Source organism: Vibrio hyugaensis, from assembly GCF_002906655.1.
In the GTDB taxonomy this organism is placed as follows: Bacteria; Pseudomonadota; Gammaproteobacteria; order Enterobacterales; family Vibrionaceae; genus Vibrio; species Vibrio hyugaensis.
In genome coordinates, this window is sequence record NZ_CP025794.1 from 305,034 (window position 1) to 331,451 (window position 26,418).

The 26,418-nt window shown below is 45.6% G+C and carries 17 protein-coding genes and 1 pseudogene; 6 read left to right on the top strand and 12 right to left on the bottom strand.

All coding sequences use genetic code 11. The annotated features are described in order from the left end of the window. Positions 1-115 precede the first annotated feature (115 nt). Entirely contained in the window at positions 116-2,251 is a 2,136-nt protein-coding gene (locus C1S74_RS02235; RefSeq protein WP_045403138.1) for a TonB-dependent siderophore receptor, read from the bottom strand. Between the two features lie 190 nt (positions 2,252-2,441). Continuing rightward, positions 2,442-3,377 (bottom strand): AraC family transcriptional regulator, encoded by a 936-nt coding sequence (locus C1S74_RS02240; RefSeq protein ID WP_045403140.1) that lies wholly within the window; start codon positions 3,375-3,377, stop codon positions 2,442-2,444. 548 nt (positions 3,378-3,925) lie between these two features. On the opposite strand from C1S74_RS02240, the gene zwf reads away from it, so the two are divergent. From zwf to gnd, 3 genes are read left to right on the top strand one after another with little or no spacing between them, the layout of a single operon-like run. After that, positions 3,926-5,428 carry a glucose-6-phosphate dehydrogenase gene (gene zwf / locus C1S74_RS02245; protein WP_045403142.1) on the top strand — a complete coding sequence of 501 codons (1,503 nt, stop codon included), beginning with the start codon at positions 3,926-3,928 and terminating at the stop codon, positions 5,426-5,428. Beyond that, positions 5,425-6,159, top strand: coding sequence for a 6-phosphogluconolactonase (gene pgl, locus C1S74_RS02250; protein WP_045403145.1), 735 nt, complete (start codon positions 5,425-5,427; stop codon positions 6,157-6,159). Before zwf ends, pgl begins: the two co-directional genes overlap by 4 nt. Positions 6,160-6,199: 40 nt before the next feature. After that, complete coding sequence (gene gnd, locus C1S74_RS02255; protein WP_045403148.1) at positions 6,200-7,648, top strand: decarboxylating NADP(+)-dependent phosphogluconate dehydrogenase; 1,449 nt, start codon at positions 6,200-6,202, stop codon at positions 7,646-7,648. A gap of 86 nt (positions 7,649-7,734) precedes the next feature. Here gnd and C1S74_RS02260 read toward each other — a convergent pair whose 3' ends face one another. Then, positions 7,735-7,941 (bottom strand): hypothetical protein, encoded by a 207-nt coding sequence (locus tag C1S74_RS02260; protein ID WP_045403151.1) that lies wholly within the window; start codon positions 7,939-7,941, stop codon positions 7,735-7,737. Between the two features lie 271 nt (positions 7,942-8,212). On the opposite strand from C1S74_RS02260, the gene C1S74_RS02265 reads away from it, so the two are divergent. Next, positions 8,213-9,733: a DUF1254 domain-containing protein gene (locus C1S74_RS02265; RefSeq protein WP_045403154.1), complete on the top strand. Its 1,521-nt coding sequence runs from the start codon at positions 8,213-8,215 to the stop codon at positions 9,731-9,733. A gap of 99 nt (positions 9,734-9,832) precedes the next feature. On the opposite strand, the gene C1S74_RS02270 is transcribed toward C1S74_RS02265, so the two are convergent. Continuing rightward, a complete protein-coding gene (locus C1S74_RS02270) occupies positions 9,833-10,735 on the bottom strand; it encodes a LysR family transcriptional regulator (protein ID WP_045403157.1) in 903 nt (300 codons plus the stop codon). Positions 10,736-11,077: 342 nt separating this feature from the next. Between C1S74_RS02270 and C1S74_RS26510 the strand changes: the two genes are divergently transcribed. Both C1S74_RS26510 and C1S74_RS02275 read left to right on the top strand, forming a co-directional pair. Then, a complete protein-coding gene (locus C1S74_RS26510) occupies positions 11,078-11,215 on the top strand; it encodes a hypothetical protein (protein ID WP_009704374.1) in 138 nt (45 codons plus the stop codon). A 450-nt stretch (positions 11,216-11,665) separates the two neighbouring features. Then, positions 11,666-14,809, top strand: a complete 3,144-nt coding sequence (locus C1S74_RS02275; RefSeq protein ID WP_045403312.1) for an HD domain-containing phosphohydrolase — start codon at positions 11,666-11,668, stop codon at positions 14,807-14,809. A 26-nt stretch (positions 14,810-14,835) separates the two neighbouring features. Here the strand turns inward: C1S74_RS02275 and C1S74_RS02280 are convergent, their stop codons facing one another. From C1S74_RS02280 to tssH, 8 genes and pseudogenes are all read right to left on the bottom strand, one after another. Further along, positions 14,836-15,552: a protein kinase domain-containing protein gene (locus C1S74_RS02280; RefSeq protein WP_045403160.1), complete on the bottom strand. Its 717-nt coding sequence runs from the start codon at positions 15,550-15,552 to the stop codon at positions 14,836-14,838. 2 nt (positions 15,553-15,554) lie between these two features. Next, positions 15,555-18,944 (bottom strand): type VI secretion system membrane subunit TssM, encoded by a 3,390-nt coding sequence (gene tssM / locus C1S74_RS02285; protein WP_045403162.1) that lies wholly within the window; start codon positions 18,942-18,944, stop codon positions 15,555-15,557. Further along, positions 18,941-20,194, bottom strand: coding sequence for a type IVB secretion system protein IcmH/DotU (gene icmH, locus C1S74_RS02290; RefSeq protein WP_045403165.1), 1,254 nt, complete (start codon positions 20,192-20,194; stop codon positions 18,941-18,943). The genes tssM and icmH overlap by 4 nt, the downstream gene beginning before the upstream one ends. Before the next feature lie 6 nt (positions 20,195-20,200). Then, positions 20,201-21,532: a type VI secretion system baseplate subunit TssK gene (gene tssK, locus C1S74_RS02295; RefSeq protein WP_045403168.1), complete on the bottom strand. Its 1,332-nt coding sequence runs from the start codon at positions 21,530-21,532 to the stop codon at positions 20,201-20,203. Positions 21,533-21,558: 26 nt separating this feature from the next. Further along, entirely contained in the window at positions 21,559-22,041 is a 483-nt protein-coding gene (gene tssJ, locus C1S74_RS02300) for a type VI secretion system lipoprotein TssJ (protein WP_045403171.1), read from the bottom strand. Next, on the bottom strand, positions 22,041-22,979 hold the full coding sequence (locus C1S74_RS02305; protein ID WP_045403173.1) for a type VI secretion system-associated FHA domain protein: 939 nt from the start codon (positions 22,977-22,979) through the stop codon (positions 22,041-22,043). Before C1S74_RS02305 ends, tssJ begins: the two co-directional genes overlap by 1 nt. 3 nt (positions 22,980-22,982) lie before the next feature. After that, positions 22,983-23,786, bottom strand: a complete 804-nt coding sequence (locus C1S74_RS02310; protein WP_231578968.1) for an ABC transporter substrate-binding protein — start codon at positions 23,784-23,786, stop codon at positions 22,983-22,985. A gap of 12 nt (positions 23,787-23,798) precedes the next feature. Beyond that, a pseudogene (gene tssH, locus C1S74_RS02315) lies at positions 23,799-26,406 on the bottom strand (type VI secretion system ATPase TssH). Positions 26,407-26,418: the final 12 nt, after the last annotated feature.

Genomic DNA, 26,418 nt, shown 5'->3' on the forward strand with positions numbered 1-26,418 from the left:
TGAAGAATGGTTTGACTTCGCCTAGAACAAATAAAAAGCGGAGGCTCTATGGTAGCCACCGCTTTTGTTTTCATATTCTCAAACAAGTTAAGTCCGTTTGAGTTAATCTAAGAGATTAGAACTTGTACTCAAGCGTTGCTTCGATAGAGCGCTCTGCACCGAACCAACAGTTGTTCTTATCGTAACAGCTGTAGTATTCCTCATCGAAGATGTTACTTGCAGAAACAGTAACTGTTGCACCTTCAAGTGACTGAGAAGCCGCAGAGAAATCGTAGCTCGCCGCAAGATCCACCAAGGTGTAATCTGCCACTTGATCGCTGTTTTGTGCGTCCATTTGCGTTTCACCTACGTAACGAACACCCGCACTGGTGCGAAGACCGGTTAGAGGACCTTCGAAGTAGTAGTTCGCCCAAAGAGATGCGGTCTGCTCCGGTACCCAAACTGGCGTTTTGCCTTCTTGGTTGTAGTAGGTGTCTTCTGTGATTTCCATGTCGATGTAGGTGTAGTTCAGCGTTAGGTCAGCTTGTGATGTTGCCTGCCATTTTGCCTCTAGCTCCGCACCTTGAGAAACTACTTCGCCCGCTTGGTATTGCGGTGCATAAGGGTTGTTTGGATCGGTTAGGATCGCGTTTTTCTTGGTGATATGGAATAGCGCTAGGTTACCCGACACGTTGCCACCCAGAGGTGCGTACTTGAAGCCAAGTTCCCATTGATGGCCTGTTGAAGGCTCAAACGCTTTACCTGTTGCATCGGCACCTGCAATAGGCTCAAAGCTTTCAGAGTAAGTTAGGTAAGGTGACAAACCGAAGTCTAGCTCGTACAAGCCGCCAACTCGGAACGATACGTTGCTGTCGTCTAGCTTTTCTTTACCCGTTGATACGTCGCCAATGTAGTTGGTTTCTGTATCCGTTTCTGATTCGTATTTGTCCCAACGAAGACCGGCAATCATGACAAGATTGTCGTAACGAACTTGGTCTTGGAAGTACAAACCAATCTGTTTCATGCTGATATCGAGATCCTGTTGGTACAAGAAGTTCAGTGAATCACGATTGATTTGGTTATGGTCAGGATTGAAGATGTCCTGAGTCAACGAGTAATCCAATGTATCTTTGTACTTCACATCAGAATCAAGCTGTTGGTAATCCAAACCAAACAACAAGTTGTGCTCGAATTTACCATGAGACAAGTAGCCGGACAGTTGGTTATCAATCACGAATGATTTAGAGGTTTCATCCGTTAGGTAAGCGTTACGTCCGATGGTTCGGTTATCTGCCTGTAGTTCACTGTTGTAGGTGTTTTCTTGGTATGCATCCGCTGTCATGAAGCGAGCATTTTGCAAGAACTGCCAGTTGCTGCTGAAGTCGTGTTGAATCTTATAGCCCACCATCAGAACTTCACGTTCGTACGTGTTCCAGTTCTCGTCACCTAAATACGTGTTTGGAGAAAGAGAGCCCAGTGGGTTATCCAACACAGAACCCGCCGCAGGGACAGTTGTGTAAATGCCTGCTGATGGATCGTTTTGGTAGTACACATTGACGTTTACAAGCGTGTTTTCTGTTGCTTGCCAATCAAAAGAAGGGGCAAGTAAGTAACGCTCATCTTCAGACGTGTCTGCTTGACCGTCGCGCTGCTTCGCCATACCGATAATACGGTAGTTCACGTTAGAATCACCAATTTGACCAGTGGTGTCGAAATTCACTTCTTTAAGGCTATCTGAACCTGTACTGACAGAAACAGAATGTGAAGGCTCTGATTGCGGTGTTTTGGCAATCATGTTGACCATACCACCCGGTGGGATATTACCGTAAAGCACAGATGTAGGGCCTTTAAATACCTCAATCTGTTCAATGGCCGCAGCGTCGATTTGCGGTTGAAGGTTCCAGCCGTTAAACAGCAGAGGCAGTCCGTCATAAAAGTTGGTGTAGTTAATAAAACCACGGATATTGAAGAGATCAAGACGGGTAACAGCACGACCACGAAGCTCGGTGTTAACACCAGACGAATAGCGTAACGCTTCACTTACCGTACTAACGCCACGCAAATCCATTTCGTCTTTTGTGATGACAGTAATGGCTTGCGGCGTTTCTTCTGGATCGAGTGATGTTTTGGTTGCAGTGTTTCGGTAGGTTTCACCGAGAACGGTTATTGTCTCAATTTGTGACACATCTTCGTCAGCCACTACATGACCAGCAATGAGAGCAGAGACAACAACAGCAAGTGTTGAGCGATGAAATTTAGTCGGGGTTTCCATTTTACGTAAATCCACTACTTTTTCTAGTTATTGATAATGATTGTTATTTGTATTTTATAGCTTGGATGTATGGAAAAGTTAACAATTTGGTGCAATATCAATTAACAGATTAGATTTTAAACAGAATAAACAAGGAAAAATTAAGAGAGCTTGCAAAGGTGCATATGCCGAAAGAATGTTTCTGTTCGGGTTATCTTGATTTCGTTTCGAATTGCTCGACAGGCAACCAGTATTGCATTTGCGCGTCTTCTTTGTCGGCTTGATAATCCGCCGGATAGATTTCCAGCTCGTAGCCATCAACACCGCGATAATTTGAGAAGGGTAGCCAGCGCATAATGAACCATTCCAGTGTTTGTGCCAACTTAGACGCTTTGCCAATATGTGTGATGACTGCGTAAGTTTGTTTTGGAACGAATAGGGCATCGAGGTTTTCTGAAACCGCACTCGGTACGCTATGAAATAGCGCATCTGTGTCCATTTCGTATCCAGCCCAATACTCAAGATTCGAACCATCGAAATGAGGGTTAGTGACGTCAATCACACCAAGATGTCGAATGGGTTGTCCCTCCAACGGTTGTGCCATTAAAGAGAGTTGAAGCCACAATTTCGGGACTTTGTAATGAAAGTCGGGATCAGGCGAGAAGAGTCCGCTGATTGGTTGAGATAACCCTTTTATGTAGAAAGCGGGTTTGGTCTCGATCTTCACTTCAATAAAATGGCTGTCATTTTGTGAAGTTTCAGGAAGTTGGCGCAAGGTAAATGGTTTTCTCAGTCCTGATAGCTGTTGGTTTTTACGATATTCTCGCGGGCTAACTGAAAACACCTGCTTAAACGCACGGCTAAAAGCGTGTTCAGACGCAAAGCCCATTTCCAGTGCAATGTCGAGTGATCGATCTTTGCTGCTGACTAAACGCTCGGCAGCATAACTTAGCTTGAGTTCACGAACGTAGTTAGCGACTGACAAACCAGTTTGTTGTTGGAAAACGCGTTGAAGCTGCCAACGAGACCAACAGCTTTGCTTAGAAATATCATCAACACTAAGAGGGGAGTCCAAATTGTTATGAATGAAGTCGAGCACACCCTGAATGCGAAGGGTAGATTGTTGCTTTAGTGAGCCCTGATTCATTACTTTCTAGTTCCATGTTGATAGAATTACTCATTATCTTCAATTAAGTATCATTATCAACAACTATGAAAAAGAATATCGAAAGATAACTTGTATTCATTGATTATGTAATGGATTGCAATTTTGCCCAATAAATCATCAATTTAGAGTTTTTGTTTAAATTTTTCAAGAAAAGGAGATAAAGTCTTTATTTGTTTTAATTCATGGAGTTATTGCAATTTTTGTAAATTATTTAAACGTTTGCACTACCAAGTGTTGATGTAAATCAAATAGTCGTAGACAATACGCCCCCGTGTCGGAAATCTCCTCCGTAGAGTGCAAGGTTGTACTCGAGAGACATAAGTGTCCTAAAAGACCGCCAGTTGTTGAATTTCAAACTATGGTTAAGGAGTTCAACCGTTGAGGTGGGTTTTAGGGCTATAGGCTTTACCTATCAACGTAATAGGTAAGACCAATTTTCTATTTTGGGGTGCCATTGATAGGGTTGGCTCAATCCTTTTAGCCGTATCCGGGCACACAATAAGTTCCTCGTTTTTAAGGGAAAGATGATGGTAATACCAGAAAACAGCAGCATCGTTATTTTTGGTGCTTCAGGCGACCTTACATACCGTAAGTTAATTCCTGCTCTATACCACCTCTATGCGAACAAACAGCTTCCAGAGAATTTTGCCATTCTTGGCGTAAGCCGTACTGAATACAGCGACGATTCTTACCGCGAAAAGCTGAAAAAATCGCTTCAGGAAATGGAGAAAACTGAGCCAGAAACGCTTAATGCATTTATCAACCACCTGCATTACCAAGCAATCAATACTTCTGACACACAAGATTACAGCAAGTTGGTGACTCGTTTAGACCAACTAGCAGACGAATACCAATTCGAACAACGTAATACGCTTTTCTATCTTGCGACGCCACCAAGCCTTTACAGCGTGATCCCTGCAAGCCTTGCAGCACACGGTCTGAACAACGAGGAAGATGGTTGGAAACGCCTGATCATTGAGAAACCTTTTGGTTACGATCTTGAATCAGCGCGCACTTTGGACAAAGAAATCCACGAGCACTTCCAAGAGCACCAGATTTACCGTATCGACCACTACCTAGGTAAAGAGACGGTTCAAAACCTTCTTGTACTTCGTTTCTCTAACGCTATGTTTGAGCCGCTATGGAACCGTAACTTCATTGATTACGTGGAAATCACAGGCGCAGAATTCTTAGGCGTAGAAGAGCGTGGTGGTTACTACGATGGTTCAGGTGCGGTACGCGACATGTTCCAAAACCACTTGCTACAAGTACTAGCAATGGTCGGTATGGAGCCACCTGCACAAATCAATGCTGACGCAATGCGTGATGAAGTCGTGAAAGTGCTTCAGTGTCTTAAACCACTGGATGAAGACGCACTTCGCAACGACCTTGTATTGGGTCAGTACACGGCGTCTGAGGTTCGTGGTCAACAACTTCCTGGTTACCGTGAAGAGAACGGCGTAGCAGACGATTCTCGTACAGAGACTTACATCGGCCTGAAAGCTTACATCAACAACTGGCGTTGGAATGGCGTGCCGTTCTACGTACGTACAGGTAAGCGTCTACCGACTCGTGTTACTGAGGTGGTTATCCACTTTAAACAGACACCACACCCAGTGTTTGGTCAAAACGCACCAGAGAACAAGCTGATTATTCGTATTCAGCCAGACGAAGGTATCCAAATGAGCTTTGGTCTGAAAGAGCCGGGCGCAGGCTTTAAAGCGAAGGAAGTGAAAATGAACTTCCACTACGCTGATCTGCAAGAAACCCAAATGCTAACTGCTTATGAGCGTCTACTTCTTGATGCTCTAAACGGTGATGCAACGCTATTTGCTCGTAGCGATGCGGTTGAAGCGTGTTGGAAATACGTGCAACCAATTCTAGATTTCAAGCAAGACCCACAAGCGCTATTCGGATACGCATGTGGTACATGGGGACCAAAAGAAGCGGACGACTTGCTACAACGAGCTAACCGCGCATGGCGCTTCCCTTGTAAAAACCTAACAGATACGGACTACTGCGAACTATGATCAACCATAAGATCTACCAAACAGCAGAGCAGGTAGTAGAAAGCCTTGCTAACGACATGAAAGCGTTTAGCGAAATGGGCCGACCTGTTCACATCTCTCTTTCTGGCGGCAGCACACCTAAAATGCTGTTTAAGCTATTGGCAACAGAAGCTTACGCGACGTCAATTCAGTGGCAAAACCTACACTTCTGGTGGGGTGATGAGCGCTGTGTTGCTCCTGATGATGCAGAAAGCAACTACGGTGAAGCGAATGCCCTTTTGTTCTCAAAACTAAGAGAATTTAGCCAAGTAAGCATTCCTGCTGAGAACATCCACCGCATTCGTGGTGAAGACGAGCCAGAAGCTGAAGCACAGCGCTTTGCGAAAGAGATGGCAGAAGTGATTCCAACTGAAAATGGCACTCCTGTGTTTGATTGGATCTTACTTGGTGTTGGCGCAGACGGTCATACCGCATCGCTGTTCCCAGGTCAGACAAACTACGATGATGAGAACCTATCAGTATTGGCTTCTCATCCTGAGTCTGGTCAGATTCGCGTATCGAAAACGGCACGCGTACTAGAAGCAGCGAAGCGCATCAGTTACTTGGTACTTGGCGCTGGTAAAGCAGACATTATCGAAGAGATTAACAGCTCACCAGCACGCGTACTTCCATATCCGGCAGCGAAGATCCAAGCGAAAGCAGGTCTGACGGAATGGTATTTAGATTTAGACGCAGCGGCAAAAATCGCTTAATGCGGCCGTTGGTCGAATAAAAGACAATTGGAGAGAAACAATGAAAGGTGATATCGGTGTAATCGGCCTTGCTGTAATGGGTCAAAACCTTATCCTAAACATGAATGACCACGGCTTTAAAGTTGTGGCTCACAACCGTACTGCTGCTAAAGTAGACGAGTTCCTGGAAGGTCCAGCGAAAGGCACAAACATCATCGGTGCATACTCTCTAGAAGAACTAGTAGAGAAGCTAGAAACGCCACGTAAAGTGATGCTTATGGTTCGTGCAGGTGACGTTGTTGACACGTTCATTGACAACCTAATTCCGCTTCTAGACGAAGGCGACATCATCATCGACGGTGGTAACACTAACTACCCAGATACAAACCGTCGCGTAGCACATTGCCGTGAGAAAGGCATTCACTTCATCGGTACTGGTGTATCTGGTGGTGAAGAAGGTGCACGTTTTGGTCCTTCAATCATGCCTGGCGGCGCTGCTGAAGCTTGGGAAGCGGTTAAGCCAATCTTCCAAGGTATCTCTGCAAAAACTGACGCTGGCGAACCATGTTGTGACTGGGTTGGTAACGACGGTGCTGGTCACTTCGTTAAGATGGTACACAACGGCATCGAATACGGCGACATGCAGCTTATCACTGAAGCTTACCAGTTCATGAAAGATGGTCTTGGTATGTCTGCTGACGAGATGCAAGCGGTATTTGCTGATTGGAACAAGACTGAGCTAGATAGCTACCTTGTTGAGATCACTGCTGACATCCTTGGCTACAAAGATGAAGACGGTGAAGCTCTTGTAGAGAAGATCCTAGACACAGCAGGCCAAAAAGGTACTGGTAAATGGACTGGTATCAACGCACTAGACCTAGGTATTCCACTAACGCTTATCTCTGAGTCTGTATTCTCTCGTTGTCTATCTGCACTGAAAGACCAACGTGTTGAAGCTGAGTCTCTATTCGGCAAGACAATCACTCCAGTTGAAGGTGATAAGCAAGAGTGGGTTGATGCACTACGTCAAGCGCTACTAGCATCTAAGATCATTTCTTACGCTCAAGGCTTCATGCTAATGCGCGAAGCGTCTAACGAGAATGGTTGGGACCTAAACTACGGTAACGTAGCTCTAATGTGGCGTGGTGGTTGTATCATCCGTTCTGCGTTCCTAGGCAACATCCGTGATGCGTACGAAGCGAACCCAGACATCGCATTCCTAGGTTCTGATGAGTACTTCAAAAACATCCTACAAGGCAGCCTAGCAGCATGGCGTAAAGTAGCAGCGAAATCTCTAGAGTCTGGTATCCCAATGCCATGTACGATTTCAGCGCTATCTTTCCTAGACGGTTACACTACAGCTCGTCTACCTGCGAACCTGCTTCAAGCTCAACGTGACTACTTCGGTGCTCACACTTACGAGCGTATTGACCGTCCACGTGGTGAGTTCTTCCACACTAACTGGACTGGTACAGGTGGCGACACAGCGTCTACAACTTACGACGTTTAATCCGCAGTCAGTAAACGGATAAAAGCAAAAGGATGCCCAAGTGGCATCCTTTTTTCATTCTTACTCTATAGTAACTCAAAGAGCGCCTAAGCGCTCTTTTCTTTTACATTGCCTTTTGGGTGATGGCCGAATCTGTCATTCAAGTAGAGCAATCCACTGACGAAAAGTGCCACAATGGAAACCGTAAAGAGGGCATACATACTTAATACCCAAGCGAATGTGGCTGTCAGAAAGGCAATGAAGGAAAACATTCTGCTGAATGACATTACATGACCTAATTTTTTACTTTTCATAACGCCTCCCAGAGCTTAGTGGGTAGAGCCAGAGTGTTTTCACTCCGCATTTGTATTGTCTCTTTTTTGCTCAGAATATACCCAAAAAGTAGGCTAAATATTTCTCAAAAAAGATTAAATATTGACCTGGTAGACAGTTTTTAATAGCCAATTATTGTGAGTTTCATTGCATAGCGTTTTAGACAGCATTTTTGATTCTATTGAGCGTCAAAAATGATTTTTATCTTTGACTAAAGTAAATGCATCCCAACTGAAAACGCAGGAAACTCTTATGTTAAAGACTCAACTTAAACGTGTCGCATTGATTACTAGCCTATTGGTTTCATCATCAGTGATGGCAAGCACAGGCGCTTACAACACTGATATTCCATCAAGCATCATGACACCTGATAAGGTTGAAACCAGCATTGGTACTCTGAATTTCAAGGATGGCGTGCCAAGTCAACAAACCATGGATACGCTCTACAACAATCTAGATACCATGCGTGCAACAGAAGTGTTTATGAACGCGATTCCTATGGCCTCTATGGAAGCGTTGAGAGTCGGGCATGAGAAGATGGGGCTAACCAGTTCAAATCAGGTGATGCTGTTTGATGATCTGATGGATTCAAACCCGCTATTTTTAACGGGTAACACAGACACGGTTTACGCATCGGCGTTTCTTGATTTAGAGCGTGATGGTCCAACGGTTGTAGAAATTCCGCCGGGCATGGGGCCAACTACAGTCAATGATGCCTTCTTCCGTTTTGTGACCGATATGGGCGTTGTAGGTCCAGATAAAGGTCAGGGCGGTAAATACCTCATCTTGCCACCAAACTATGAGGGTCCAGTACCTGAGGGTTACCATGTTTCGCAATCGACAAGTTATACCAACTGGTTTATTGCGCGTGGCTTCCTGAAAGATGGTAAGACGGATGCCGCGGTGAACTCATACCACACAGGTTTGAAGATTTACCCACTGGCGAAGAAGGGTGAACAGCCGAAGATGGAGTTTATCTCTGGTAGTGGTAAGTCTTTCAATACTATCCATGCGAACGACGACCATTTCTATGATGAAATCAAAACGGTGATCGACAAAGAGCCGATTGAGTTCATCGACCCAGAAATGCGTGGTTTGATTGCGACTATCGGTATTCAGAAGGGCAAACCATTTGCACCGGATGCTCGCATGCAAAAGATCCTTGAAGATGGTGCTGCGATTGGTAATGCAACGGCACGTGCACTGATGTTCAACCCACGCACCGAGAATGCATATATTTGGAACGATCGTAACTGGAAGACCGCATTTATTGGCAATGATTATCAGTGGTTAATTGAAGAAGGTAACGGTGGACGAAACCTAGATGCACGTACCTATTTCTTCTACATGGCAACGGTTAACACGCCTGCAATGGCATTGAAGATGGTTGGTAAAGGATCGAAATACGCGATTGTCGATAAGTCTGCACAAGGCGAGTACTTTGATGGTGGAAAGAATTACAAACTGACGATTCCTGCCAATGTGCCTGCGAAGAACTTCTGGTCTGTGGTGGCTTACGATACGCAAACACGTTCGGAGCTCCAAACGAGCCAACCGTTCCCAAGTAAGAACGACAAACGTGATGAGATGATTGAGAACTCAGATGGCTCGATTGACTTGTACTTTGGCCCGAAAGCACCAAAAGGCAAAGAAGCAAACTGGATTCAAACCGTACCCAATAAAGGTTGGTTCACCATCTTGCGAGTATATGGTCCACTAGAACCTTGGTACGACGGCACTTGGAAGCCAAGTGATATCACTGAGGTCAAATAAGACAAGATCTTAGGTTCTACAAACTGAAGAAGGAAGCCGGCCTGTTTATTGGTCGGCTTTTTTGTATTCGTTAACGATGTGGCAATTGAATTTAGTGGCTTAGCTAAGCGCTCGTTTAATAAAGGCTTCTACTTGAGCAATGATTGGATGTTGGTAGAAGGCACGATGGTACTGAATACCTACGTCAAACATCATAGGTTTGCCTTCTAACTTCAAAGGCAGTCGACGAATGCCCGTGGGCAGCTCTTGGTCATCGATATACATGCCAACAAATACATACGGGCTGACTTTGACGCAATCTAGCGCAGCACTCATGGAGGAGACAGTCAGTTTTTGTTCTAGATTCACGCCAGTTAACTTACGCATTCGCTCGTAATAAGCGCTCACATCGAGCGATCCCATTGAGACGCGCACAGTTTCAAGGTTCTCCATATCGCTCAGCTCAATTTCTTGTTGTTGACTGAGTGGGTGTTGATCATTGACGTAAGCGAAAATCGGCACTGAGCTGACTTTGCGTTCTACCATCCTTTCATTGAGTTCATTCGGAAAACCACCAATACCAATGGCGACAGCACCACGTTTGGGGTTTTCTATGCTCTCAATCGACCAATCAATAAAGGCGATCTTAGGCTTTTGCTCTTCTGTTGTGAGGGCGGTGACCAAAGGAATCGTCAACATGGCAGAAAGAGGATTGATAATGCTGAATAGGTATTCGTTCGCATGCTGATTCGCATTGTAGTTTTGTGCCAGTTGCGGTATCTGCTCAAGTTGTTCTAACGGCTCGCTTATGGCTTCACATAGCTGCTGGCAAAGGAGAGTGGGGGTGTAGAACCCTTTCTCCGCATTGAACAGTTCGTTATCAAATCGCTGGCGACATTCGGCGAGTTGCCGAGTAAAAGTCGCTTTGCTGATGTCGAGGGTGTGACACACTTTTGCCTGCGTTTTCTGCTGGCTGAGCAGATAAAGAAAGCGATACAAATTTAAATCAATGGTATTTTTCACGAAGTAAGCGCCTCAAAGCATTGAGCTTTAAGTATCAACGCCTCTCATCCTCTGTTCCAATAAAATCTGCATCATTTTTTTCTTTTGTGACATAGAGTTAGCTCGTAAGGGTATGGTGTATCAATACTGATATCGAAACTAAGATTACGTAAAAGATGAAAAGCAGTGTTAGGTAAGCCCTTGATCTCCTCCTATAATTAGCTTGCATATGGAGGATGTTTAGTAGACAAACATCCTCTATTTTTTGAAACCTACAACAAGGAACCGGCATAAGTCGTTTTTGCTGGTGTTGTTTACATTTACCAAGAAGGTGATTTAACACTATTAATTGAGGTTCTTACGATGACTCTTAACAAGTACTTTGTTTTCATTCCGGCAGATATGGATCAGGAAACGCACAAGGAACAGAAAGTGAACTCTGAAACGGAAACTCAACGTCAGGCATTAGTAAAACAGGCGCAGCAAGAAGGCGGACTGTAAGGCTAGGTTTCAAAATAAGAAGAACATCCAGTGTTTGCTGGCTTCTCGGATCATCGCGGCTTTCCCAGGAAAGCCGCTTTTATCTTTAAGAAGCAATATTCTATATCTCGATACCCCGTTCGTTTGATTGACATTATCCTTTTTAGTTTGTTGGGTTGGTCGACTCTATCCATCACAACCGCTTCGATATATTTGCCATGCTCACCTAGTAGTTTGAAGAACAGTCGTATTTTTTACGATTGCGACCGAATCATCTCACTTACTACCGTTATTGTTTTTAGCTCCTACTAATCCGTGATGAATCTTTTTATTGCCTAAAAGCGATCTTTGCCCGTATGCGACGCAAGTCTCTGAATAACATGTACTAGACTTGAAAAGTACATGCTTCAGGTTGCTTTGATAAAGCGAGTTGCTGAGTTTGTTGTTGAAGCCATCGGAGGGCGTTATAGCGTGAAGACTAAATCAGGTACTCCTCGTAAATTTTCGATTAAGTTCACCGTTGGCTGTCTCTTCATATCTGCTACGGCAGTAACGGCTTTGCTTGGGATCGGCATGCAGTTCTATTTTGGTAAGCAGATGTCGGAAGAGCACATACTGACGCGCTTAACAATGACAGCCAAAGATGTCAGTAGTCATATTCATCAAATCGACGCCAGTGCGACAAGTAGTGCGAGTATATTGAGAAGCGTCGCTGACTTTAGTGATACTGAGTTTAGTGTCGATGAGATTCAACGAGTGTTCATTCAAACGCTTATTGATAACCCAGTTTTTTATAGTATCTATTTTGCGAATAATGATGAGAATTTTTTCCAAGTCATTAACTTAGAGTCTTCCTCCGGTGTTAGAGAAAAAATTGATGCGACAGCGGATGAGCGTTGGGTAACTATCAGAATCACAGGGGATGGTGAAGCGCGAATTAGACAAACGTTTTATTACTCTGATGCACTTGAAATTGTTCGTCAAACAGAACAGAAAAGTAACTTTTATCCATCCCGAAGGCCTTGGTTCGATAACGCTTCAAGAGCGAGCGTGTACAAGACCGACCCATACCTCTTCCAGCATTTGAAAATCACCGGGCAATCCTATTCAGTTCGAAGTAAAGGTGCCGTTATCGGTGTCGATACCGTGCTTTCCTCGTTAAATGAGGAAATCAGCGCAACCGAACTCGGTATGAGAAAAAATGATGGTGTAGAGTCATTCATTTTTAATAATCGAGGTGAGGTCATCGCTTCGAGCATCAACGTATTTCATGAAGTCGAGATTCCTGATTCGTTACCTTTGTCTCTTAATGAAGAACAAAAGGCGTTATTGAAGGGAAAAGAATTTGTGGTATCCAACCAAAATGATTGGGGGCCATACGATTACACCGAGAGTGGCGAGCCCGGGGGGTACGCCATCGATGTGTTAAAGCTCGTTGCAGAAAAAACGGGCATGATTTTAGAGTTCGTCAATGGCTTTAGTTCAGAAGAGCTGGTCAAAAAATACCGCAAGAGAGAAATCGATATTCTTCAACCTGTTCTTGGTTCTCCAACTGAGTTAGGTGTTCAAAGCCTTCCGATATTTTCAGCTCAATTGGCGATAGCTGCGAAAATAGATAATCCTTTACCAACTTCATTGAGTGAGCTTTCCAACCAAACTGTAGGAGTAGTTGCAGGTTTTGGGATGAAACAGTGGTTAATCGAGCGTTATCCCACGTTAAATATCATTGAACAACCTAACCTAGATTTAGCAAAAAGAGCGCTACATATGGGGGACATACAGTATCTAGTCGATAGCTACTTGACCATGGCTGAAATGAAGAGACTGGTTAAAATAACCAATATCCACGTGACGAAACTAACCGAGTCACCACTCGAATTTTCTCTGTTCATGAAAGCAGAAAATGGCGCATTGATGAAAATTCTCAATCAGGCGATAAATAGTATTACACCAGAACAGAAAGCAGCCTTGGAAAAGAAATGGTTTAAGCCTCATCAATGGCGAGGCAGTTTTGCGCCATATCCGGAGATCTATGAATTAGCTACTCAAAAAGACAAGCATGATATGATGAACAAAGTAAACATCGAGGGTGAAAATCGGTTCCTTTATATCACTAAACTGCAGTCTACACGTGGAACGAGTGATTACTTTGCCGTCTTAGTTTCGGAGCAAGTAGTCACCGATGCCGTCACCAACCGATTGTCTAAATCTATTGCGTTTACTTCTGTTGTGATGGTTATTTTATTCCCTTTGGCGTGGAAGGTAGGAGCTCCTATAGTTCGTCCTATTTTGGATCTTCGAAAAGAAACCATTAAAATTAAAAACCGAGAGTTTGACCAACTAATAGCCGTCGAAACGCGCATTAAAGAAGTTTCTGATTTGTCTGATTCGGTCACTGAAATGACGCAAGAGATTCAGCATCACGAGCAACAGCAAGAAGAGTTTGTTGAAGCCTTTATTCGCCTTATCGCGCAAGCGATCGATGACAAGTCTCCTTATACTGCGGGGCACTGTAATCGTATTCCAGAAATTGGCTTGATGCTGGCAGAGGCCGTAGAGAAGTGCGACACCGGTAAGTTCAAAGACTTTAAATTCAACAATGACGATGAACGACGTGAATTCCGTATCGCGGCTTGGTTACATGATTGCGGTAAGATCACCACGCCAGAACACATCGTTGATAAAGGCACTAAACTGGAAGCCAACTACAACCGTATTAATGAAATTCGCACTCGCTTCGAGGTACTAAGACGAGACGCTGAGGTGGAAATGTGGAAGTCGATATCCACTGGTGAGCAGTCCAAAGAAGAAGCGCAAGCCAAGTTCGACCAACGAGTTGTGCAGTTGGACGAAGACTTCCGATTTGTGGCCAACGCCAACGTGGGTGGCGAGTTCATGAGTGACGAGAAGATTGAGCGCATTAAACAAATCGCCCAGCAAACTTGGTTGCGCCACTATGATGATCATCTTGGTCTTTCTCCATTTGAAGAAATGATTAAGCCAAAATCTGACGTGACGCTGCCAGTGGTTGAAAACCTTTTAGCGGATAAGCCTGACCATATTATTGAACGCGTTCGCCCAATGGAATTTGCACCAGAACATGGCATTAAGGTGCAAGTGCCAGAACATCAATATAACTTGGGTGAAGTGTACAACCTGACCATTTCCCGCGGTACGTTAACACCAGAAGACCGCTTCAAAATTAACGAGCACATGATCAGTGGCATCAAAATGCTGGGTGCACTGCCATTCCCTCCGGAGTTAAGTAACGTGCCGCGTTATGCTTCGACTCACCATGAGACGTTAAAAGGCACTGGCTATCCGCGTCGCTTAAGTGCGGAAGATTTATCGACCCCAGAACGCATCTTGGTGATTGCGGATATTTTTGAAGCGTTAACCGCAGGGGATCGACCTTACAAGAAAGCCAAGCCAGTAAGTGTTGCGGTCGACATCATGTACAAGATGGCACTGGACGAGCATTTGGATATGGACTTGTTCTTGTTGTTCTTAGAAAGCGGTGTTTACCGTGACTATGCCAACAAGTTTATGCCAGCCGAACAGGTTGATGAGGTGGATATTGAGAAGTATCTGAAGTCGAAATCATCAGACGCGTAAGCCAGAGAGCTTAGAGCGTTGAATTCCTAGAGCTTCAAAGAGTGGCGCATTCGTTGCCACTCTTTTTGTATCAGAACTTGGTAGCGTGTTGGTAAATCAATGTTGCTTGGGGTAGGTAGCAGTTCTGCCGCTTGTTGTAGCGAGAGACCGGCAAAGGGATGTTGATCGTGGCAGCTGAGCAAGGTCATTGCCAAGGCATAGAAATCATCGTTCTTACTTGCCTGACCGATACGCAGACAAGGGCGTGTCGCACTATAGGCTCGGCTAACGGTTGTATGTGAATGCTCTCGGTATTTAGCAGCAACTCGAATCACACTGCCAAAGTCGATAAGCCGAACTTGGCTATTTGGCGTCACGATGACGTTATGTGGCTTGAAATCGCCATGCAGATATCCCGTTTTGTGTAGATTGAGCAAAGCGAATTCAAGCTTGCTTATTAAATCTTGAGGTAATAAATCAGGTTCTATCGCATTAAGTGTTTTGCCTTCCAGATATTGGCTCATTAACCAGTCGGCGTGGTTTTGCGAGCCGTAACCATGAAAGTTCGCCCAGTAATCCGACGCGTATTTGGATAGAAAGTCGGCTTCCGCCATCAAAGCCCGCTTCTCAGCTAAGCTGCGCGCTATCTTGATGACCACAGTGCCATAAAGTTTGTGCTCGCACTGAAACACGTTTTCGCTCAGAGGCGCTACATAAGTAACGCCACAGGCTCTAAACAGGGTTTGATTGGCGAACGTGTTCATCACTAAATGCTCGCCGGTAACACAAAGCCCGCAAAGAAATTTGGCACGAACGGATTGTTCTGACCTTGAGTTTTAATCGTTAAGCGAACCTTATCACCATTGTAATCAAACTCAAGCTGGGTACTTTGCGAAGAGGTTGAAGTGACGCGCGGTTCAATCAAGCGGAACCATGCCCAACTGCCTTTAAACTGCTCATTAGCAATCGGCGTTGCTTGTTTTTGCAGACGCACCGTTAGTGCATCTTGCGCGACAGAATCGCCTTTCCAGCTTTGTTGTGTCCACAGCATCGGACCGTGTTGATAGGTGAAAATCGGTTTTTCAGCACGAATGGAAAACTCAGTCAGTGCCGAGCTCATCTCTGTTGGTTTCATCTGGAATTGAATCGCGACGTTTTTCGGGTCAGCTAAAAACAGGGCAGAGCGAATGTCTTTGGCTTTGTCAAACATCAGCCAAATCGCAGGATCTAACGCAAAGCCAGTATTTGGCAGTAAGCCGGACATAAACGGCGCACGTTGCTCTGTCGAGAAGCCTTTCAACATGGTTTGATAGAAGGTGTCCAATGTGCCATCGGTTTTAAAGAAGGCAGCAACATCCGCTGCGCTTGCATCGCTGTTGGCACTTTTCTTAAACGGGTAGAAAGCCGCGATGGTGTTTTCATAAGGCTGGTAGACTTCGCTGTTCCACATACTATTAAGGTATTGGTGAGCTAAGTTCATTACCAACTCATTGGTTTGTACTGTCACATAGTCAATCACTTCACCGGATAGCGGTGGTTGGGAATCGGTCAGTGACGCCAACTGTGCGACAGGGTTTTGCGCTTTTAAACCGGCTGATAGCGTTTCGTAAGCCACTTTGTCTGGCGTGTTGGATTTGTAGAACTGATCGAGCCATTTGGCCGTGTTCGCAAAACCTTCCAGAACGGAATCTATTGGTTTCTTACCCTGATCGTCTGGTGTCACTTGTTTATGGAAATCATTAAACGTCAGTGTGATTTGTCGAGCGGATTCCTTTTTCTCGTTGTCTTGCGCAGCATCGGCAATCTCTTCATCGGTTTTCTTCTTCGCATCTTTTGGCTCAGGTAGAAGAACCGAAGTGTAGTTGCTGATGGTGGTAAACAGCTTAGACATTGGATTGTTTGAGGCATTGTTGAGCACGTTCAAGCTGGCATTTAACTGCTCAGAACCGGAAATGGTTTTCACCTCGATGCTGTTAATAAAATCGCGCCAGTAATTGATGTAATCGTTCTGGTACATGCGTTTCAAATCGTGGCTGATTCGGTGCATTTCTAGTGCACTTGGTGCTTGTCCTGCGATGCCTTCATAAGCGGATAACGCTTCGATAAGAAGAGGAGATTCCACCGAAAGATCCAGCTCGTTAAAGCCAGTCGGCGTGTACAAGTAAGGCACGAAATAACCAACGTAACCAGGTTTGAATTGGTATATTTGGTTGAAGTTGGAGCCAAGTTCTTTACGCACGTCGATGCGCTTCTCGTACGCATGATCATTCAAAATGTGTTGGTAGAGTAGCGTCTCTATGTTGGATTGATTGATGACTTGCTTCGCCAGCCCTTCAAGTTCTTGATTGGTAGTTATCGCCACCAAGTGCTGGTTAAACACGTCGTCGAGCAACACTTTAAGCTGAGCGACGTTAGTTTTGTCTGCTTCGCCTTGATGCTCTAAGTTCGCCAAAAAGTAGCTCTTCAACTCTTCAATGTTGGTACGATTTTTATCAAACAACAGTCGATAGTCATTCAACAATTCGAGCGTTCTGGCTTGATCTTCTAAGTTCACATACACATACAAGTCGCTCTCAATGGTGTGCGCCATAGAAGGGATCAGCACTTGTTGCAGCTCTTTAGTGTAAGCCGCTTCAACTTCTGGTTTGATGGTCGCATTCGGTAGGAATGGCAATGTATACCAAGGTTCAGACTCCTGATATAGCGCGTAAATGCGATGCATGGTGTACAGGTTTGGAATGTTGCCCACCAAATCTTCTTTGCTGTATGGCTGTGCTGCGATCGCTTCTTTGTAACGCTCTAACATGCCATCGGCTTTGGCTTCACGATTGGTTTGATAATCGAAGTCGAGCTTGAGAATCGTCAGTGTACCAATCAATAAACCGAGCCAAATTAGGGTGTAGGCGGTTTGGCTGAACCACAACCAATTCTCTTTATGGCGGTTAACCCCGACTAAAGTGTTTTCATTTAGCACGACATGAGACATCAAATGCTGAGCAAACAAGGTTTGTTGAACGGGCATTTGTTGGTGCTGTTGATATTGCTCATTGCCGAGGGATTGATTGACGACATTTGCCAGTAAATCATGCTGTGCGAAATCACTGCCACTGTGGGTAAAGTAGAAGCCGCGGAAGTTGAGTCCATCTGTGTATTGGTCGCCTCGGTGCAAGCGTTGTAAGAAGTGCCACAAATCCTGTTTAAGTAGACCAAATTGGTATGGCGCCCCACAAATGGCATTACGGAAATCTTGGTTAAGCTGTGCTCCCAACGCGTTGCTCATGTTCGAGATTAACTGACCAATGAGGTGGTCGTATTCGTCATTGAACCAATCGGCGTCTATGCCACCATGCTTTTGCACTGGGCTGGTGGCGCCGAATACTTCATTGCGTCTCGCTTCATCAAACGCAGAAAAGAACTGACAGAAATCGCTTACTTGACCCATGTTGGTTAGGACATTGTAGACAGGTAAGTTCAAACCAAATGAACGATTGAATGCTTTGATTTGCGATTTCAATTGGTCAGCTTTTTGTGAAAGGGTTTCACTATTGCTGACTAACTGTTCAATTTCTGTGGTTAGCAACAAGCCGTTAATTGCTTGTCTCGGGCGCCATTTATTGAGGCATTGGCACAGGGTTTTTAAGTAAAGCGGTTGCTGATCTTCGCCCATGCTGACGGAAATCAGAATGGAGTGTTCACTGAGCCAAAACAGAATCGGAAACTCAATGTCGTTGCCAAAATCATCCACTTTATAAGCTTCGTAACCCATCTGCGTGATGATGCTTTTGTCTTTGCTTGGGTTATCACTGAGTAACAGGTAAATCGGCTGATCGTAACGGCTGGTTAAGCGCTTTTTACGTTTTTGTACGCCGAGCATTTTCTTGAAGTGGAAAGCGAGTAACCTGGATCGTTTGATGATTAGTGCACGTTCTTGGTCTTGCTCAAGACTCTTTTTCACCTTGCGATTGATTAACCAAAAGCAAAGCCCAGCAGACAGTAGTGCCACAATGGTTGTCGTGATGACTCCTGTCCATAAGAAATCAGGATACGCAACAAGCCAAGTCAGCAAGCCGCCCAAGATTGCCAGAAGCAGAAGGGTAACTGAGCTCCAAATGATTGCCTTTTTCCTGGTTGGTGTGTTTGGGTTGTCTTGCGTCATCGTGACTCAACCTCGCTTTGTTTGTTTTTGTTATGCACCACTAAGCCGTTGACGTTGGCATTCTCTCGATACCAGTTATTGATGGTTTTAGCTTGCTCTGAGTTATCACATCGAACGATGACGCGAACGTAGGAGTTGATGTTATCCGCGACGGGTTGATAGTTGGATGTCGGCAGTTGGGCGATAAATTTCTCGGCGTTTTTAAGATTGGAGAAGGTTGCAAGCTGCACCAGCCAATCAGTGTCTGCTGTAGGGCTCGTGATTAGAGCGCTCTTCGTCTCTGGCGTGGAAGTTTTCGCTTGTGGAGTCACGGCTTTTGGTTGGCTCGGCACTGGACGAGGTGGTTGAGTGGTATTTGCCGCGACTTTATTGCCTTTTAAATCGTCGTCAGTGCTGACATAAACGATGTCTTCTGCACGACCAGATTCAATATAGCGCTGGCTGTACTCACCAAGTTGGACAAAATCACGTGCCCGCTGTGGTTTGGTTTTGTTGTACCAGAAATAGGTCAGAGCAACGCTCAAACCAATGATAGTTAGGAAAAATAGTGTGGTGACAAGGTAACGTTTCTTGCGCGTTGGCTTACGTGTTTTAGGTACCGAAACCTTAGTATGGCAATAGATTCCACCGGCTTGTCGGTACTGACTTAAAATCTGTTCTAGACGGTAGGTAAAACTCTTTAGCTGTTCGCTGCCCGTTTCACGGTACTGACCTTTAAAGCCGATATTGAGAAACAGATAAACCACTTCTAATAAGTCGATCAGCTTGTGCGGTTGGCGCGCTGCTTTCTCTGCCACAGTAAAGAAAAGCTCACCGCCGTTGCGCATGCCAAACAGTTCACTGAGTAGGGTTTTGTTCTCCCATCCGCGTTTTTCACCCCAATCGGTGTAGACAATCAACTCATCCAAAACCACGGCATACAGGAAGCACAGCTTGTCGATCACGGCGACTGGGTAGGTCAGCTCTGCGCCTTTGGTTTTGATTTCATTGATGGAAGCCACCAGTTGATGCCTGAGCGTGGTGATGTCTTCGGGCTCCGGCAAGGTGTTGATCTTGAGCGTCACTGCCAGTAACTCAGAACTGATGTTGATCAGCTGATTCTCGGCTTTGTCGAAATGATGTAAGAACCCTATGTTGGCTTGAGCAGCGTTGACCGAATACCACTTTACGTCTGGCATGTCGGTATCTTTATTCACGAAGTCGTTTTCGCTGCTGTCCCAAACTAAGGTATCTTCATCCAAATAGTTCATAACTTACTACCTCAGTGCGTACAGCATCACTTCTAGGTCGCCAACACGTGTATCGACGTGCAGCGCAAGTGCATCGCGGTTTTCAATCATTTCTAACCAATTGCGGTCTAACGTATCCACTTCAAAATACGCTGTGCCTTGCATCGGTTTTAGCTCGCTTGGCGCAACAGGAAGCGGCGTCAGTTGCACGCCAGAAAGGGCATTACGCACGATCTCGACAATCTTGTTATTGCTGCTGAGTTTGGCAGCCGCAGGGAACAACTCGTTGAGCTCGGTGCTGCTGATATTGGAACGGACACTAAGAACAAATCGGCGATCGGACAGGTTGTGACCATCTTTCACCAAAGTGCGCAGCAAGCGGCGTCGTTCAAATAATGAAGTGTCGAACGCAAACTCAATCACCGAGTCTTGTTGAACCAGCGTGAGCATATTGCGCAGATTCGAAAAAAGCGGGTTAAAGCAATCGTACAGGCGATGAAAATCCAACGGTTGGCAAGGCTCTGGAATCGCAGGTGTGGATGCCATGACTTGCGCTTCAAACTTGCGTAGCTCCAAATAAAGCTGATGAGTCTGAAACTTAGGGTTCGACAAAGATAAATCAAACCACGGAAGCCAAGTGTTGAGTGTTTGCAGCCATAGGTAATCCTGCATCATCGACTGTGGGCTCTTTTGCCCTTGTCCGGCTTGAATACGTTTGAGCAAGCTGGTGGCACGGTTGGAGGTGAGGGCGTGGATCTCTTTCAAACGCTCAACCAATAACTGTGATGCACCATAATGCAAACACGCAGGAATAAAGGAGCGGTCAAGCATCACTTCGCCCGTTTCGCTGCATTCCAACACCTTGGCGAAAGGAATGAGGGTAAAGCCCGAAGTGTCTTCGCCTTCGAGTTTAATCGCTATATTTAGCTGCGCGACGTCCACCTCAACGCTGGCATTTTCAGAGGTTGAAGTATCAAACACATTGATGGTGCGCGTTAGATAGCGGCTTTGTTCCGATTCATCATTGGCGTAGTCATTATTGCCTTGAAGAGAAACAGGCAGTGCTAAGTAAGCCATTTTCTCAATCGTACCGTGCGGTACATCTCTGGCGACTTCGCGTTTCAGTTCGAAATGCGTGCCATCTGGGAACAACCCTGCGCTAGAAGAGACGGAAAGCTTACCAATTTTAAGAAGATCATGATTGATCACCAAGTCGGTCACGCCGTAATAAGGGGCATAACCGGCAAGCGTTTCGACGTTTTGTCTGACGTAGTTTTGTGTGTATCTGTCTTGTTGTTGAAAGTGTTGTGGGGCAATGAACATGCCTTCTTGCCAAACGACTTTTTTATATGCGTCCACGTGATTTCCCTATCTACTGAATCGAGTTAAAAGACATCCCACCAAGGCGAATCTGGTGTTACGGTTTGCAATGCTGCTTTGTTACCGCTGATCTTTAACTGGATATATTGTTCTTCTTCCTGAGGCGTGGTTGTCACTACCGTCGCCGTGCTCGCATCATATTCGGCAAACTCCACCAATACGCCGATGTACTGAGTGGTTTTGTTGATGTCTAAGGTTTGTTTGCTGTTGCTGTCTGGCATTACCACAGGCAGCACTTGCTTCGACACCAAGTTTGCGCCCAAAAGGCTTACGTCATCGTTGTACAAATCGATAAACGGCAATTGCTTAAACTGCTGGGCATCGGTCAGTTGATACAAGCGGACTACCACGGGATTGGTACTGTTGTTAGCACTTGGGTTAATCGTCTTCTCGGCGCTTACCGCCAATTGATATTGCGTGACAACCGGTTTTGGGTCAGACGAACACCCCACCAAAGCAAGAGCGAGTAAACTAAGCCAAATCTTCATCAGCTTTCCTCGCTTTGCTTTTGCATGTTTTCCATAAACATCGCTTTGAATTGACGACGAAAATCACCGTTGTCTTGTCGATGTTGGAAGTGCTTGCGGTAGATTTTCCAATACTTCTTGTCTTTGCTACTGAACAGTCCACCAGACACAAATTCACTAAATTGATTCTCTAGTTGGTTTGGCGCGAATTCATTGAGGAACTGATCGAGCGTTTTGTCCAAGGCATCAAACAAAGCATTATGTGCAAGTGGTGGGTTGCGAAGGTATTGCTGATTCTTCTCGGTAATCGTAATCAGCTTTTCGATGGAGGCTTCCAGCTCTGACGTTGGAAGATGGTCGCCCGGAAGATACTCAATCTCCGTAGAACGCTCCATTGCTTGCTGCTGTTTCGACACTTCATCCACTTCAACGTGATCCGTCAGTTCATCATCATCGATGTCTTCAAACGGGTCGGAAGAGAACGGGTCATCGCTCATTACATTCTGGTGGGAGTAATGAACTTCCGATTTCACGGGTTCGACGATGTCACCTTCATCGAGAAAATCGACATTGTCTTCTAGTTGCAGGTCGAACTTGGTCGCAAAGAGGTCATCGGATTGCTCTTCGACAGGCGCTTTGCTCGACGTGAGTGTTGATACCAACATCGAATAGCTTTCGATCTTTAAAATGTCGCCATCGTTGAGTGGGTAATCTTTATCTCTCACCATGGCTTTATCGTTGAGGCGAGCCGGGTTCTTGCCGGTACTCTTCACCAAATAACCTGTTTCAGTGAGGCGAATTTGTCCATGAATACGCGAGATGCGTTTTGATTGATCGGGCAATGCCACTTCACAAGAAGCAGAACGCCCAAACTGCCCGCCAGACTCGGGCAGATAGATGACTCTTGAAGTCACCACCTCTTCAGAGGGTACAGAAATCAAATGTATGCTGATCGCCACTTGTTATCCCTCGCATTTTGCCAACGCTGTGTTGAAAGCGGTTAAGAAACCAGAATATTTGTCCAAAAAGCGGTTAGAGAAATACACGCCCATTGGTTTGGTTTCGAATACTTGAGAATAGAAGTAATCGCTTGGAAGAGAGGCTTGGCTTATTTCCGTGTGGAACACTCGTTCATCTTCCAGTGCGACGTCAATTTCTCTTTGTTTTAAAAGCCTTAGTAAAACCTTAGCATCTCGTGGCTGCTTAACGACGTTGTATCCATTACGTTTCAGCCAAAACCATGTGCTTGAGCCAAATTCTGCCGAGAACTTAAGGTTCAACTTTGACAAATCATCAAGCTTAGGCTCTACACCGGGACCAAAATACCAACGCAAATTTTGCTCGGTAATAGGAGCAGACAACGTTGCGTAGCTGTCGTGCTCTCTGGTTTTCGGCGAGACGAAAAAGCCGTGCTGTTGACCACTGTGTACGTGGAGCTGTGCGTCAGACCATTCCGTCATGGTCAGTTGGTAAGGTTGTCCCATTTCGCCAAGCGCGCATTTGACGCGATTGAGCGCAAACCCATCCATGTTTTGATTCTGGTGAGTTTGGTATGGTGCCCATTTGTGGGTCGCAAGCAGTAATCGGTCGGGACCAATCCAAACTTGCGCCCATGCTTCAAACGAGAATAGGGCACCAAGCAAAATAAACAGCGATGAAACCAGCTTGGTTATTTTGCGGAAAAGACTCACCCCACAGCTGACCGCCGCCTCTTGAACAAGAATCGAGGTGGTGACGAGATGGGGTGAATGTACGCTTCTAAACATCATGATTCGTTACTACTGAATATCCAGTTCAAAGCCCTGTGGCGTCGACGCTGCGGTGACCGTCACTTGGCTAATCGGTTGTTGTGTGCTCAGGCGCGCGATGCACTCTTCTGCCAACTTCGGCATCAAAGAGCGGTTAATGATTTGCTCAACCGCGCGACCACCTGTCGTAGGGTCGGTGTTTTTGCTGACAACCAAATCCACAAAACCTGCATCCCACGTAAAGCTCGCTTGATACTGTTCTGCCAGTTTTTTTGCGAATGCGGTTTAGCGCGATTTCGGTGATCTTCGCCAACTCATCATCGTTGAGTGGGTAATAAGGCACGATGGTGGTACGTCCTAAGAATGCAGGTTTGAAGTAGCGTTGTAGATCGGGACGAATCGCTTCAAGCAGTTCATCGTTGCTGATGCGTTCGGCGTTTTCATCACACACATCGCAAATCGCTTGGTCAGCTGCGTTAGAAGTCATGATGATTAAGGTGTTTTTGAAATCTACCGTGCGACCTTCGCTGTCTTTGATATGTCCTTTATCGAAGATTTGATAGAAGAGGTCATGTACGCCCGGATGTGCTTTTTCCATCTCATCCAAAAGCAAGACAGAGTAGGGATTGCGGCGAATCGCTTCGGTCAGTACACCACCTTCACCAAAGCCAACATAACCGGCAGGCGAACCAAGTAACATTGAGATTTTGTGTTCTTCTTTAAACTCGGTCATGTTGATAACCGTGAGATCGTTGCTGCCTCCGTAAAGTTGCTCCGCGAGTGCCATGGCGGTTTCAGTCTTACCGACACCACTTGGACCACACATCAAGAACACACCGATTGGCTTGCGATTATCTGTTAAGCCAGCGCGTGAGATTCGAATCGCTTTTGCCAGTTCTTGCTTCGCCACGTTTTGACCGATAACGCGCTTATCTAGCTCTGATTCTAGTGACAATAGGCGAGCGATTTCATCACTCATCATGTTGCCGACGGGAATGCCTGTCCAACCGGAAATGACTTGAGCAATGGTCGCATCATCCACCATCGCATTAACTAACGGCTCTTCACCTTGAAGCTCACGTAATTGGTCGAAAAGGGCATTCAACTGGTTTTGTTGAGCTTCGTCCGGCGCTTCACTTTCTGTGATGCTTTGTTGAAGCACTTTAATCTCATCAACCAATGTAATCTCTTGCTCCCAACGCGTTTGGTAGGCAGCTAATTGAGATTGGTTAGTGGCGATTTCTTGCTTCAGTTCGGCAATTTCTTCTGCGCCAGTGCCGAACAAATCAAACTCTTTCTCTAAAGCTGACTGCTCGTTTTGCTGATAACGAATGGTTTGCTCTAACGCTTCAATCACTTCTGGTTTTGCGCCTTGAGTTAAAGCAATACGCGCACTGGCGGTATCGAGCAGGCTGATCGCTTTATCTGGCAATTGGCGAGAAGGTAAGTAGCGAATAGATAGGTTAACCGCCGCATCAATGGCGGATTCTGTAATAAAAGCGCCGTGGTGCTTTTGCAATGAAGCCGCAATGCCACGCAGCATTTGTTTGGCATCTTCCGCATTTGGCTCTTCTACAGTCACGACTTGGAAACGGCGAGTCAGAGCTGGATCTTTCTCAAAGTACTTTTTGTACTCTGCCCATGTTGTTGCGGCAATGGTTTTGAACTCACCACGCGCAAGAGCCGGTTTCAATAGGTTGGCAGCATCATTTTGTCCTGCTGCACCCCCAGCGCCGATAAGCGTATGTGCTTCATCAATAAATACAATGATTGGCACATCGCTGTTTTTCACTTCGTTGATGACGTCTTTAAGGCGATTTTCAAATTCGCCTTTGACGCTTGCACCTGCTTGTAACAGCCCTAAATCAAGCGAATGGAGCTGAACGCCTTGCAGCGCACTTGGTACTTCATCTGCTGCGATTCTCAGCGCTAAGCCTTCAACGACAGCGGTTTTACCCACGCCCGGCTCACCAACAAAAATAGGGTTGTTCTGGCGTTTACGACAAAGAATATCGATGGCTTTTCTTACTTCAGAATTACGCCCAGAAATCGGGTCGATATTGCCTTCAATCGCTTGTTGAGTCAGGTTGATGGTGTACTTGCTTAATGCGTCGTTCGCGCTTGCTGTGTTTGCTGCTGAACTTGCTTCACCTGTGCTTTTTTGCGTTGCTCGCTTAACTGGCGTTTTGTTGATTAAACCTTGCAGGGACTCGGTCGACACGTTCTGTAGTGACTCGAGATTGTTGCTCGATACGCCCATGACGTTCTGTTGTAGCAGCGCTTGAACGAGATGCAAGCTGATGATTTCGCCATGACCATAGTTAACGGAGGCAATCATCCAAGCGTCTTTTAGAAGTTCAGTCAGTGCATGGCTGAGCGTTGGTTGGCTGTCTTGTACTTTTGGTAAGCTCTCGATGCGATTTGCTAGTTCACTGGCAAGTTGATCTTGGTTGATCTTCTGACTTTCAATCAGAGTTTTTAAGTGCATGTCTTGCTGATTCAATAGCGTGAGCAGCCAATGTTCTGGCTCAATGGCAGCAACGCCTTGGTTCATAGCTGCACCCGCAGAAGCTTCCAATGCACGTTTTAATTCTGGCGATAACTTGGCGACTAAATTTGTCAGCGTTACTTGTGTCATAACCTTATCCTT